General features: G+C 53.9%; 10 protein-coding genes. 8 read left to right on the forward strand and 2 right to left on the reverse strand.

All coding sequences use genetic code 11. The annotated features are described in order from the left end of the window. The first annotated feature begins 625 nt into the window (after positions 1 to 625). Positions 626 to 2,164, forward strand: coding sequence for a DUF2142 domain-containing protein (locus AAAX36_RS02925; protein ID WP_117797731.1), 1,539 nt, complete (start codon positions 626 to 628; stop codon positions 2,162 to 2,164). Positions 2,165 to 2,451: 287 nt separating this feature from the next. Here the strand turns inward: AAAX36_RS02925 and AAAX36_RS02930 are convergent, their stop codons facing one another. Continuing rightward, positions 2,452 to 4,923 (reverse strand): glycosyltransferase family 2 protein, encoded by a 2,472-nt coding sequence (locus tag AAAX36_RS02930; RefSeq protein ID WP_349073928.1) that lies wholly within the window; start codon positions 4,921 to 4,923, stop codon positions 2,452 to 2,454. 156 nt (positions 4,924 to 5,079) lie between these two features. Between AAAX36_RS02930 and rfbA the strand changes: the two genes are divergently transcribed. From rfbA to AAAX36_RS02955, 5 genes are all read left to right on the forward strand, one after another. After that, the gene (rfbA, locus tag AAAX36_RS02935) at positions 5,080 to 5,979 is read left to right on the forward strand and encodes a glucose-1-phosphate thymidylyltransferase RfbA (protein ID WP_217107898.1); all 900 of its coding nucleotides are present in this window, start codon (positions 5,080 to 5,082) and stop codon (positions 5,977 to 5,979) included. 95 nt (positions 5,980 to 6,074) lie between these two features. Next, positions 6,075 to 6,512, forward strand: coding sequence for a DUF4869 domain-containing protein (locus AAAX36_RS02940; RefSeq protein ID WP_022094783.1), 438 nt, complete (start codon positions 6,075 to 6,077; stop codon positions 6,510 to 6,512). A 9-nt stretch (positions 6,513 to 6,521) separates the two neighbouring features. Beyond that, positions 6,522 to 7,496 carry a hypothetical protein gene (locus AAAX36_RS02945; protein ID WP_117840298.1) on the forward strand — a complete coding sequence of 325 codons (975 nt, stop codon included), beginning with the start codon at positions 6,522 to 6,524 and terminating at the stop codon, positions 7,494 to 7,496. Positions 7,497 to 7,571: 75 nt separating this feature from the next. Beyond that, positions 7,572 to 8,591 carry a dTDP-glucose 4,6-dehydratase gene (gene rfbB / locus AAAX36_RS02950; RefSeq protein WP_055310686.1) on the forward strand — a complete coding sequence of 340 codons (1,020 nt, stop codon included), beginning with the start codon at positions 7,572 to 7,574 and terminating at the stop codon, positions 8,589 to 8,591. A gap of 123 nt (positions 8,592 to 8,714) precedes the next feature. After that, a complete protein-coding gene (locus AAAX36_RS02955; RefSeq protein WP_349073929.1) occupies positions 8,715 to 10,169 on the forward strand; it encodes a sugar nucleotide-binding protein in 1,455 nt (484 codons plus the stop codon). A gap of 102 nt (positions 10,170 to 10,271) precedes the next feature. Here the strand turns inward: AAAX36_RS02955 and AAAX36_RS02960 are convergent, their stop codons facing one another. Next, the gene (locus tag AAAX36_RS02960; RefSeq protein WP_117654851.1) at positions 10,272 to 11,243 is read right to left on the reverse strand and encodes a glycosyltransferase family 2 protein; all 972 of its coding nucleotides are present in this window, start codon (positions 11,241 to 11,243) and stop codon (positions 10,272 to 10,274) included. Between the two features lie 160 nt (positions 11,244 to 11,403). On the opposite strand from AAAX36_RS02960, the gene AAAX36_RS02965 reads away from it, so the two are divergent. After that, a complete protein-coding gene (locus AAAX36_RS02965) occupies positions 11,404 to 12,249 on the forward strand; it encodes an ABC transporter permease (protein WP_022094778.1) in 846 nt (281 codons plus the stop codon). 11 nt (positions 12,250 to 12,260) lie between these two features. Continuing rightward, positions 12,261 to 13,028, forward strand: a complete 768-nt coding sequence (locus tag AAAX36_RS02970; protein ID WP_006236046.1) for an ABC transporter ATP-binding protein — start codon at positions 12,261 to 12,263, stop codon at positions 13,026 to 13,028. The last annotated feature ends 37 nt before the right edge of the window (positions 13,029 to 13,065 follow it).

A 13,065-nucleotide genomic window follows, 5' to 3' on the forward strand; every position in this document is an offset into this window, starting at 1 on the left:
TCCAGCCCGAGGGGATGTAGGAATGCGATAGGAAAGTCATAGATGCGGGCGTGTTGGCTAAAATGGGTCGGCCGGGATTGGTCAATCTCGGCCGACTATATTTGGCTAAATTATTCCGGCGCTAACAGCGCTCGATCACGTCGTCCGGGAAGAAGCTGCCGGAGCGGAGCTTCGGGATGCGCAGCGTCAGCGTGCCGGCGCAGGTGCGAGCGACCTCTCGCGGTAGCCGTTTCGGCTGTTCGCCCCGCCACCGCTCAGCTGGTCGGCCTCGGCGTCCATCGCGGCGTTCACGACCTGTTTGGCGAGTCTGGGGAGCAGCTCCCGCATGTCGATGGCGCCGTCGCTGAAACGGGGCATGGCGAGTATGTCCGGCGCCGGGTCTGACAAGATTTACATAGCGATCTTCGTCTTTTCCCGGAACCTGTTGTTGTGGTGATTTCTGGTTCCGGGACGAAGGCCGTTTTTCGTTAAACGGGCACTAAGGGGTCACCCTTGCACCAACATTTTCGGCGCGATCCATGAGATTGAATTCCGCCATTCTTTTTGGATGCCAATGTGCTTGCTAGTATACTGATACCAGTATTTTTAATTGCGTTCTATTAGTTTCTCGATTATAAGGATTTTTATGACAAGTTCCATAAGATGTAAGCCTTTATTTGTTTTGTTTGCCGTTTTTTTCGCATTCTATTCAGTCTATTGGTATCTAAATAATCCGAGATTACTTGTACTGCTTACAATTACCATCTCGTTGATTCTAATTCTTGGCCTTTGCGCTGCATATGCTAAGGTGTACCATCGTCTTAAAAGTGAATGGGTATTCTTGGCGCTGCTTATAGCATTTCTAATTATTTTTATCTTTATCTTTCCTCCGTTTACGGTTCCGGATGAAGGCCATCATTTTTTTTCAACTTATTGGATGGTTGATAGTCTTCCATTCAATGCGCATGTGACAAATGATGGTGGTTTTCTAGTACGGGATATCGATCTTTCCCTTTATAAGGGTCGCCAGAGTAACGCCATTGACTCCTCTTCATTTGATTCGATTATTCAGAATTATGCTCTGTTTGAGAATGGGAAGTGGACTCCATTCAATGAGTTCTCATTTAGCGTCAGTAGTGAGAACGTTTCTGCGAAAATAGGATCTATCGTTGGGCTGCAAATCGGTCTGTTTTTCGGACTTGGTGCCTATCCTGTGTTCTATATGGGGCGCATTGGTTCGGCTCTGGTTTTTTGCTTTTGTGCGTTCCAGGCATACAGGATTGCACCTAAGGGCAAATCGGTTATTGTTTTTGTTTCGCTTCTGCCTATGACGCTTCACTTGGCTGCTTCATACTCTTATGATTCAGGAATTATTGCGTACTCGCTTTTAGTATTCGCTTGTCTAATGCGCGGTTTTTTTGGAGAGCAGAAATCAATAGGTTGTAAAGAAATCGTCATTTATTTAATTATTTCGGCGTTTTTGGCTCCGTGTAAGGTTGTTTATTCTGGGATGATATTACTTGGTTTGCTTGTGCCCCTTTCGCAGTTCCAAGATGTGAAAGTCGGACGTATCGGTAAGTGCATACTGATCTTTGCTGTTATAGCCTCCGTTCTAGTGCTGCGCATAGCATCAATGAGTACATTGGTGTCTCAGTCTTCAGATGCCTCTCGTGGCCAAGAGATCGGGCGGTTTTATACGCTCAGTGACATCATCATGCATCCAAAGAATAGCTTCGAGGTCTTTTTTAGGACATTAGATTCCCTAGGAGATTTCTATTGGGGATCCACCTTAGGTTATTCGCTTGGATGGCTCCAGAAAAACTTGCAGTTTCCAGCCTTTTTTATGATTCCTTATTTGTTGTTTGGGTTTATTTGTTGTTTGGATTCCGAAGATGAGCCCTCTTTTCTCAGCCCCATTTGTTCCATTCTGTTTATTATCGCTTTTGCTTTGGCTGCCCTTGGTTCCATTGTATCTATGTGGTTGGGCTGGACGTTCAATTACGAGAATGTAATACAGGGTGTTCAAGGACGATATTTTCTTCCTGTTCTACCAGCTTTGTTGTTTGGGTCGAGAACGCGCTTGTTTAAATTCAACTCATCTTCGCTTTCTGTCGTCTCTTTTGGCATGTGCGTGATGAATTGTTTATATCTTATTCGTTTTATTAGTATTGCATCCTGTGTGTAGGCCTTTGCGTAATGCTCTCGGGTTTTTTCTGCTATCTAACAGTTTAGATAGCAGGCGATGATTCGGACGCCGCAGGGTCCCCGAAAGCTATGCTTTTCCAAGCCAAGCAGAGACTTTGACCGAGCGCTGGGTTGGCATGCGAGAGGCCAACATGAGGCCGTGCCGCGGGGCGGACCGCAGGTAGCAAAACGGCACCGGAGCCCATGTCGGGCCCGGTGCCCAAGCGCGATATCGACGGCGCAGTTTCGCGATATTCAACAGCGCCCAAATGAGTAAATACTCATTATCTATAAATGATAATAACGATTCGCGGGTTCCCCGACGGTGAAGTTTGGATTCATATAAGGATCGCCTTTGACGTAATACTTAGCCCATCGATAATTCATGTACGCGACCTCTTTGTGGAAGCGAATCTGCTTCTCCGTATTGTTTTCAACGCCTCTAGAAATCGACTCGTAGTGATAGAGCTCGACTTCGGGTGTGTATACAATTAGGTCGTTGATCTCGCGTAGCTTTAAGCAAAAGTCAACGTCATTAAATGCAACTTGAAGCTCTTCCGTGAAACCTCCGACTTTCTCATATTCATCACGCTTGGTCATTATGCAAGCTGCGGTGACGGCGCTGAAGTCTTGTTGTGCATCGTTGAGTGCAAAGTAGCCCCAGTTATCCCTTGGCATGCTTTGGCAAAGATGTCCTGCCACGCCACCAGTGACGCATAAGCCCGCGTGCTGGATGGTGTTGTCGGGATAGTAGAGTTTTGCACCAACTGCGCCAACATCCTCACGTGCGCAGATGCCAAGCATAGTCTCAATCCAATTGGGCGTAATTACCTCAGTATCGTTATTCAACAGCAAGAGATAGTCGCCCTTGGCGTGAGCAACGCCAAAGTTCATGAGCTTGGAGAAATTGAATTCGTGCTTCCAAGTTACAAGACGAACGATGTCAGGATATTTTGCTTGCAACTTATCGTAATAATCGAACGTCTCCTTTTCTGTGCTGTTGTTTTCGATTATGACAAGCTCGAAATTGTCGTACGTTGATTTCTCAACAATTGACTTAATGCAGTTGTCCAGAATGTTGGCGTGGTCTTTAGTTGGAATGATAATTGACACGAGTGGATGGGAATCTGGCACAGCGTAGGTTACTTTATATGTAAAGGGACGACGCGCTTGTTCGACCTTCGCATTGAGCCCAAGCCTGTCCAAATGACTCTGGACCGCTTTGATACCTGCGATAGTGGCATACGGCTTGCTATCGGCATTTGCTGCGGTGGAGGTCTCGCTTAGGCGCCAGTGATATAGAACCTTTGCAACATGATGAACTTTCCTTGCCTTTTCCACGGCGTGGAGAGTCAGATTATGATCCTGTGCTCCATCGAACTCTTTCGTGTTCGGTTCTAGAGTGTCAAGCAGAGACTTACGGATGGTAAGCATATGGCAGATATAGTTATTGTTTCTGAGCAGATCGATATTGAAATCCGGCTTAAAGAACGGCTGCGCTAGCATTCCATCGGGCATGAGTTTATCTTCATCACAATAAAGAAGATCGACGTCATCATTGTTTTCAATTGCCTCGGCATATGAGAACAACAAGTCCGGTTCAAGAATATCGTCATGGTCAAAGAAGCTAACGAAATCACCCGAAGCGATGGCAACGCCGGCGTTTGTGTTTTCGGAAATGCCCTTATTCTCGGTAAGGTTAATTGATTTAATTCTGTTGTCGTGGGCCGTCTCCTGCTCAACGCGAGCCTTTAGTTCCTGATTGTCAGGACTTGCATTAACTAGGATGAGCTCCCAGTTTGCATAAGACTGGTTTTTTACGGATTCGGCCATATCGTTAAAGAACGAAATGGGTGTGTTGTATAGAGGGACAATAATGCTGAACTTCGGAGCGCTGTTGAAGACGATTTTTCTCTGCTTCTCCAGAGCGCCGATAGTTGCCTTATGATCCGTGAACCATTCGGGGTATTCAGGGTCAAACTGCGCATGGGTAAAGAGAAAGTTGGTCTCCTCAAGAAGCAAGCCTAGCTTATCGGGTGTTAAGCAGTCGAATGCACTGAATGATGGGTGATTTTGATCGTCAATAATAAAGTAGTAACGATCGAACGCCTTTGGCATTCGAATTGAGAGCTGCGTTTCAAGCTGCTTTTTCTCAGACGTAAATCCAACGCTTGTTACATTCGAGTCGAAATTGACGATGCTCAAATTAACTTCATTAAGGGTTCGATCGAAACAACGAAGTTTGATTTGCGAGTCGCTACGATAAGGAGTTCTCACCGTGCACCTAAGGATATAGTCGCTTGAATCTTCGATGCACTGCCAGAAATCAATCGTTGCCATGTCAAACTCTGAAACGTCATCGTAGTTTCGGAGTTTGCTGCACATGTCAGGTTTAATTTTGTAGTTAAGGCGCGACTCCCATTTGATGTTCTTGCAATTGAGCGAAAGGGAGTCGCTGCTCAGGGTGCGACCGTCTTGGCCGATTTCGCTAAACTCAATTTTGATGGTGCGAGCATCGGGATCGGGGACTACAAGGACGTATGAGTTCGAGTCACAACTATTGTCCCGGAATTTTAGGAGGGATAAAGGTGAGCGGCGGTTATCGTCTGTAGCCGCCTGGGCTGTTACGCTGGAGCCTTTATGGATGCCTTCAATCTTAAGCTGCTGGTAGATTTTCCAGTTTCCTCTGCATACTCCGGTTGTTTCGACTCGCATTGTTTGCCTTTCGTTTGTTGGACACTGCTCATTGTACTTTTTCATTTGTTGCCTCGCTAGAAATGCAGAAAGAGTTGCGTGTTTCTGCTGTCCGATTTAAATAAGAAGACGGGGAGGTTGCTGCCGGTGCGTATAATTTAATTAACTATGCATCTGTAATCAGCGGCTTTTGCTCAACGATTGTCAATCGAGAGGATTTTTATGAAAGGCATCATCCTCGCCGGCGGGTCCGGCACCCGCCTATACCCGCTCACGCTCGTGACCTCCAAGCAGCTGCTGCCGGTCTACGACAAGCCCATGATCTATTACCCGCTGTCCACCCTCATGCTGGCGGGCATCCGGGACATCCTGGTCATCTCCACGCCGACCGACCTGCCCAACTTCGAGCGCCTGCTCGGTGACGGCTCGCGCTACGGCGTCAACCTCTCCTACGCCGAGCAGCCGAGCCCCGACGGCCTGGCCCAGGCCTTCACCATCGGCGAGGAGTTCATCGCCGGCGAGCCTTGCGCGCTGGTGCTCGGCGACAACATCTTCTACGGCAACGGCCTCAGCCGCCACCTGAAGAAGGCCGTCGAGAACGCGCAGTCGGGCCGCGCCACGGTCTTCGGCTACCACGTGGACGACCCCGAGCGCTTCGGCGTCGTGGAGTTCGACGGCGAGGGCAGGGCCGTCTCCATCGAGGAGAAGCCCGAGCGCCCCAAGAGCTCCTACGCCGTCACCGGCCTGTACTTCTACCCGGGCGACGTCGCCGCCAAGGCGCATGAGGTTAAGCCGTCGGCCCGCGGCGAGCTGGAGATCACCACGCTCAACCAGATGTACCTGGAGGAGGGGACGCTGTCCGTGGTCACCCTCGGCCGCGGCTACGCGTGGCTGGACACCGGCACCATGGAGAGCCTGCACGAGGCCGCGGAGTTCGTCCGCGCCGTGGAGCACTCCCAGGACCTGCCGGTCTCGGTCCCCGAGGAGATTGCCTGGGAGAACGGCTGGATCACGACCGCCGAGCTGGAGGAGGCCGCCAAGGCCTACGGCAAGTCGGTCTACGGGCAGCACCTGAAGAAGGTCGCCGCCGGCGAGATCGTCAATAGCCCACGCGAGTACTAGCGCAAGCTTGTTTTCTTTTAGGGGTCACCGTTTATCTGGTGGCCCCTTTCGTTATGATTACGTTGACCATAAAGACAATGTGATTGGGAGTGGATGTGTTAAGCGTCTACTTTGGCGATATGCCAGAAGCGATTTACAACACAGCGACATATTTCAAAAACTCTTACCGGTCTTCTTGGATTACGGATCCCTATGCAGTCTCGATAATTAAAGATGTCGATCGATCGGTTGTTGTCTCCGAAAACGTCATCGAAAGCCCTGTGCTTGGATCCATCTCCCCACTCCAGCTTTCTGGTGGCGTGAAAACGCTGCTGCTTATGAGATTTGATCGTAAGCATATTTTTAACGCTTCTACCTGTGGTGACAACTGTGCCAAGTGGATTCTCGACATGGCGAAAGACCGCAAGCTCGTTGTGAATCTCTATCATGTGATGGACTTTGGTCGCGAGGATTTTAAAATTAAAGTCGTGAATAGCGGCCGAATCGTTCACAACATGGCCGATTTGATTCACGAGTCGATTCCGTATCTGTAGGTGCTGCTTATGAACGGTTCGCATCTCGTTAAGATTTCCCGCCGCAGGGGAACCAAGTACACATTTACCATTAAACGGAACATTACTATTGTGCGTGGGGATAGTGGCACGGGTAAGACGACACTGTTTGACATGGTCGCAGACTACATGCGAACGGGCGAGCAGTCGGGTGTTTCCTTGCAATGCGATTGTCCCTGTGTCGCCCTGACCGATTATGATTGGCGAAACCAGCTTTCGTCCGTTCATGACTCGATTGTATTTGTCGATGAGGGCTTAAAAGAGATCCATTCTGATGAGTTTGCCCATCATGTGCTGTATTCCTCGAATTATTTCGTGCTGATCTCAAGGGCTGATTTCCCCAATCTTCCGTATAGCGTGGATGAGATTTACAAGATTAAGACGAGCGGAAAATACCATTCTTTCGTCCCTGTTTATCAAGATCGCGGGAATCATCGTTATGCTATTTCCCGGTCGGCGCCAAAACAGGACTTTTCTATCCTTCTATGCGAGGACAGTAAGTCTGGTTTCCAGTTCTTTAAACGGCATTTTGCTGACAGTGAGCTTACCTGTACTTCGGCCATGACGAACAGCGCGATTTTGGGCTGGTTGGATCAGCATCTCGACGATCGCGTGTTTGTTGTCGCGGACGGGGCGGCATTTGGGTGCTATGCGGACCGCGTCCTTAAGCTGCAAGACATTCACCGCGATACTGTTACGGTTTGTCTTCCCGAGTCGTTCGAATGGCTTCTGCTGAGCTCCGGCGTAATTTCAGGGCTAGATGTTAAGACGGTTTTGGAAACCCCAGAAGCCTTTGTAAACAGTGAGAAGTTTAAAAGCTGGGAGGATTTCTTCTATAAGTACTTACGTGAAATAACTGGGGATTCGGTTTTTCACTACGACAAAGACTGCATTTCGGAGGCGTTTTGTACAGGAGGTAATTCTGCGAAGGTTATGGCTCTTATCGCATGCCGAAATGTCCGATAGTTTTGTTGAATAGCGTCGCGGCGTCACTTCCTGCGGCATACTAAAGAAGCTGTACATGCTTCAGATTGGATTTTCATGTCTGAGATTTTCGAACCCAAGAATATCATCGTCACTGGCGGCTGCGGCTTCATCGGCAGCAACTTCGTGCACTACGTGGTCAACAACCACCCCGAGGTGCACGTCACCGTCCTGGACAAGCTGACCTACGCCGGCAACCCCGAGAACATCGCGGGCCTGCCCTCCGACCGCGTGGAGCTCGTCGTGGGCGACATCTGCGACGCGGAGCTCCTGGACCGCATCGTCCCGGGCCACGACGCCATCGTGCACTACGCCGCCGAGTCCCACAACGACAACTCCATCGCCGACCCCGAGCCCTTCCTACGCACCAACGTCGAGGGCACCTTCCGCCTCCTGGAGGCCGTCCGCAAGTACGGCGTCCGCTACCACCACGTCTCCACCGACGAGGTCTACGGCGACCTGGCGCTCGACGACCCCGCCAAGTTCACTGAGGAGACGCCCTATAAGCCGTCCTCTCCGTACAGCTCGACCAAGGCTTCCTCCGACATGCTCGTCCGAGCGTGGACCCGCACCTACGGGCTTCGCACCACGATCTCCAACTGCTCCAACAACTACGGCCCCTACCAGCACGTGGAGAAGTTCATTCCCAGGCAGATCACCAACATCGTCGACGGCGTGCGCCCCAAGCTCTACGGCCGCGGCGAGAACGTCCGCGACTGGATCCACACCGAGGACCACTCCAGCGCCGTCTGGGACATCCTCACGAAGGGGCGCATGGGGGAGACCTACCTCATCGGAGCCGACGGGGAGAGGAACAACATCACCGTGCTGCGCATGATCCTCGAGGCCATGGGAAAGGACCCCGAGGACTTCGACTGGGTCGCCGACCGCCCCGGCCACGACCGCCGCTACGCCATCGACTCCACCAAGCTCCAGCGCGAGCTGGGCTGGAGGCCGGCGCACACCGACTTCGCCGGGGGCCTGAAGCAGACCATCGACTGGTACGTCGCCAACGAGTCCTGGTGGCGCCCCGCCAAGGAGGCCACCGAGGCCCGCTACCGCGCGCAGGGCCAGTAAGACTGCATTCCGGCGAACCGCACCGCGGGGCGCCCGCGCGGGGATGCAGGGCATGGGGATGATCCTGCGTCCCCGCGCGGGCGCCCCCGGTTATACAACCTCTTCGATAGGAGCTTTTCCCACATGGCAGACATCGCATTCGAGAAGGACCTCTCCGTCGCCGAGACCGGCATCGAGGGCCTCAAGGTCGTCGACCTCGCCGTCCACGGCGACTCGCGCGGCTGGTTCAAGGAGAACTGGCAGCGCGCCAAGATGACCGCCCTGGGCATCCCGGACCTCAGGGTCGTCCAGAACAACATCTCCTACAACGACAGCCGCGGCGTCACCCGCGGCATCCACGCCGAGCCCTGGGACAAGTTCATCTCCGTGGCGCGCGGCAGCGTCTTCGGCGCCTGGGTGGACCTGCGCGAGGGCAGCGAGACCTTCGGCAAGGTGTTCACCTGCACCCTGGACCCGAGCAAGGCCATCTACGTCCCGCGCGGCGTGGGCAACTCCTTCCAGGCCCTGGAGGACGGCACCGCCTACACCTACCTGGTGGACGCCCACTGGTCGCTGGAGCTCAAGAGGACCTACACCTTCGTGAACCTCGCCGATCCCGAGCTCGCCATCGAGTGGCCCATCCCTCTCGACGAGGCCACCATCTCCGATGCCGACCTCAACCACCCGATGCTCAGGGACGTCGTCCCCATGGCGCCCAAGAGGACGCTCGTCACCGGCTGCAACGGCCAGCTGGGCCATGCGGTGCGCGCGCTCGCCGAGGAGCGCGGCGTGGCGAAGGGCTTCGACTTCTGCGACATCGACACCTTCGACATGTCCGACCCGGACGCCTACTCAAAATACGACTGGTCGCTCTACGGCACCGTGATCAACTGCGGCGCCTACACGGCCGTGGACAGGGCGGAGACCCCCGAGGGCCGCGTGACCGCCTGGAAGGCCAACGCCGCCGGTCCCGCTCTTCTCGCACGCACCTGCGCCGGGCACGGGATCACCCTCGTCCACGTGTCCTCCGACTACGTCTTCGACGGTACCGCCGAGGTGCATGACGAGGACGAGCCCCTCAGCCCGCTGTCCGTCTACGGCCAGACCAAGGCCGCCGGCGACATCGCCGTGGCCGGGTGCCCGCGCCACTACATCATGCGCTCCAGCTGGGTCATCGGCGAGGGCCGCAACTTCGTCAAGACGATGAAGGGCCTGTCCGACCGCGTCGCCGACCCCGAGGACGGGCTCGAGCAGGTCACGGTCGTTGACGACCAGCTGGGCCGCCTGACCTTCACGCGCGACATGGCCGAGGCCATCTTCCACGTGCTGGGGACGCACGCCCCCTACGGCACCTACGACTGCACCGGCTCCGGCACCGTCAAGTCCTGGGCCGATATCGCCCGCGCCGTCTTCGAGGCCGCCAACGGCAACGGGGACAGGGTCGTGCCGGTATCGACCGCCGACTACTACGCGAGCGCCGAGGGCCCCGTCGCCCCGCGCCCGGTCCACTCCGCGCTCGACCTGTCCAAGCTCGAGGCTGCCGGCTTCCACATGCCCGACTGGGAGGAAGAGCTGGGGGAGTACATCAAGACGCTCTAGCCGCTATTAACTTTTCGAGAGTAAAAGCCGCCGTTCTTTAACGGCGGCTTTTCTTGTTGGTGGCTATCTGCGCAGTGGTGCCAATAGTATTTTGCGGAAGATCTACCTCTCGCTTGGCATGGAAGTAGGGTGGCCGGGCTGGTCGTCGTAGGCGTATTTGCTGTACACGTTGACCTCCCACTGCTTTTTTTCGACCTTTGCTACAGAATCTAGGATGAAGCCGGTCGCAAGGCTCAGGCCGCACAGGAACATAAACGAGGCGGCGAGCACAGCGGTGGGGAAGCGCGGGACGAGGCCGGTCTGGAAATATTCGACAACGATGGGCATGCCCAGGGCGAGGCCGAATACCGCGAACAGAAGCGCAACGAGGCTGAAGAACTTCAGCGGGCGGTAGTCCTTGAACAGCGTGCCGATCATCGCAACGACTTTAATGCCGTCGCTCACGGTGTTGAGTTTGGACTCGGAACCCTCGGGACGGTCGCGGTACTCGATGGGCACATCTTTGATGCGCCAGCGGTGGTCGACGGCGTGGATCGAGAGCTCGGTTTCGATCTGAAAGCCCTCGGAAAGCACTGGGAAGGTTTTAACGAACGGGCGGCTCATGGCGCGGTAGCCTGTCATGACGTCATCGAAGCTGTAGCCATAGATCCACTTGATCATGGCGCGGACCAGATTATTGCCAAAGCCGTGGAAGGCACGCTTGTTCTCCTCGGCGTAGGTGCCGTTGGAAAGGCGATCGCCTACGGTCATGTCGGCCGTGCCGTTAAGGATGGGCTCGCAGAGGGCCTTGGCCGCCTCGGCGGGGTAGGTGTCGTCTCCGTCGACCATCAGGTAGCAATCGGCGTCGATATCGCGAAACATCTGGCGGCACACGTTGCCCTTTCCCTGACGGGGCTCAAAGCGGACTGTGGCGCCGTGCTCGGTGGCAATGCGTGAGGTATCGTCCGACGAGTTGTTGTCATAGACATAGACCGTCGCCTGCGGAAGCTCGCGGTGAAAGTCGTCGATGACTTTGCCGATCGTGAGCGCTTCGTTGTAGCAAGGGATGATGACGGCGATGGATTCAGAATTCACTTAATGCTCCTTATACATTCAATCCTAGAAAGTATAGCCGTTTGGGCCTGGCATCCTAAGATGTGGGTTAGTTCTCCAGTTTTGTTGCGCGAATCGTTTGCATGGCCGTCGGGTCTATACTGTTCGTTTGTCAACGATTACGAGTAAAGGAGTTGCATCCGTGTCGGATCAGACAAAGCAACAAGAAACTCGCAGTCTGCCTGCGACGTTTGCTAAGAACGAATTTGAGAAGGACGCGTTTATCCTTCGTCAGCTGGTTACCAAGGATTTTAAGATCAAGTATCGCCGTAGCGTTCTGGGCGTCGCATGGTCGGTGCTCAACCCGCTGCTGATGATGATCGTCATGGCCATCGTGTTCTCGACGATTTTTGGCCAGGGCCGCAATGGCTCAATGACGCCCGAGATGTACCCGCTGTACTTGATCGTGGGTAACATCACCTTTGCCGTCATGTCTGAGTCTACTAACCAGGCCCTGACGTCGATCGTGGGCGCTGCCCCTCTGCTCAAGAAGGTTAAGGTGCACCGCTGGGTTTTCCCGGTGCAGAAGGTGCTCTTCTCGCTGGTCAACTTTGCCTTCTCGCTGGTCGCCGTCGCCATCGTCATGCTGTGGTTCCGCGTTATGCCTTCTTGGCACCTGATTCTGTTGCCGGTTTGCCTGCTGCTGCTTATGTGCTTCTGCATGGGCCTGGGCATGATGCTCTCTGCCCTTACGGTCTTCTTCCGCGACGTTATGCATCTGTGGAGCGTCGTCATTACGGCGTGGACTTACATTACGCCCATCTTCTGGACGACTGACTATATTGCGCAAATGCCGCATCTCGTGCGTATCTTGATGTATGCGAACCCCATGTTCAACTACCTGCAGTTTATGCGCGATATCTTCCTGTTCCAGACTACGCCCTCGCTTATGACGTTTGGTATGTGCGTCGCTTGGGCGGTTCTTGCGCTTATTATTGGCTATACCGTGTTCCATAAGTCCGAGCGCAAATTTATCCTCTACATCTAAGGAGTGCTGTGATGACTGAATCTGTTGTTGATTACAGCGAGCAGCCTCTGGCTGTCGAGGTCGACGACGTCACCATGATCTTTAACATGGCGTCCGAGTCGCTGACCAACCTCAAGGAGTACTTCATTAAGCTTGCCAAGCACGAGCTGTTCTTTGAGGAGTTTAGGGCGCTTAAGCACATCTCGTTTGATATTCATCGCGGCGAGGTTGTGGGTCTGGTCGGCACCAATGGCTCCGGCAAGTCTACGATGCTCAAGATTATCGCTGGCGTTCTTGAGCCTAGCGAGGGCAGCGTTAAGGTGCACGGTAACATCGCGCCGCTGATTGAGCTTGGCGCCGGCTTTGACCCCGAGCTGACCGCCCGCGAGAACATCTATCTGAACGGCGCCCTGCTCGGCTATACCAAGGAGTTCATCGACGCCAACTTTGACGGCATTATCGAGTTCGCTGAGCTGCAGAACTTTGTCGATATGCCGCTTAAGAACTTCTCTTCGGGCATGGTGGCGCGTATCGCCTTTGCAATCGCGACGATTACCGAGCCCGATATTCTGATCGTTGACGAGACGCTGTCCGTCGGTGATGTGTTCTTCCAGCAAAAGTGTGAGGCCCGCATCCAGCACTTTATCCAGAGCGGCGACGTGACGGTTCTGTTCGTTTCGCACTCTATGGAGCAGGTTGAGCGCATCTGCCAGCGTGCCGTTTGGATTGAGAAGGGTGACCTTCGCATGGACGGCCCGGTCGATGAGGTCTGCAAGGCGTACCGCGAGCAGTTCAACTAGGTTATAATTACTTGCGCCTGACAGGCTTGTGCTTGCT

This window comes from Collinsella sp. CLA-ER-H10 (assembly GCF_040092475.1).
Classification (GTDB): domain Bacteria; phylum Actinomycetota; class Coriobacteriia; order Coriobacteriales; family Coriobacteriaceae; genus Collinsella.

What these genes read in the sequence shown, in the direction of transcription:
- AAAX36_RS02925 (WP_117797731.1), top strand. Translation starts at nt 626, where the DNA reads ATGACAAGTTCCATAAGATGTAAGCCTTTATTTGTTTTGTTTGCCGTT.
- rfbA (WP_217107898.1), top strand. Translation starts at nt 5,080, where the DNA reads ATGAAAGGCATCATCCTCGCCGGCGGGTCCGGCACCCGCCTATACCCG.
- AAAX36_RS02930 (WP_349073928.1), bottom strand. Translation starts at nt 4,923, where the DNA reads ATGAAAAAGTACAATGAGCAGTGTCCAACAAACGAAAGGCAAACAATG.
- rfbB (WP_055310686.1), top strand. Translation starts at nt 7,572, where the DNA reads ATGTCTGAGATTTTCGAACCCAAGAATATCATCGTCACTGGCGGCTGC.
- AAAX36_RS02955 (WP_349073929.1), top strand. Translation starts at nt 8,715, where the DNA reads ATGGCAGACATCGCATTCGAGAAGGACCTCTCCGTCGCCGAGACCGGC.
- AAAX36_RS02970 (WP_006236046.1), top strand. Translation starts at nt 12,261, where the DNA reads ATGACTGAATCTGTTGTTGATTACAGCGAGCAGCCTCTGGCTGTCGAG.
- AAAX36_RS02945 (WP_117840298.1), top strand. Translation starts at nt 6,522, where the DNA reads ATGAACGGTTCGCATCTCGTTAAGATTTCCCGCCGCAGGGGAACCAAG.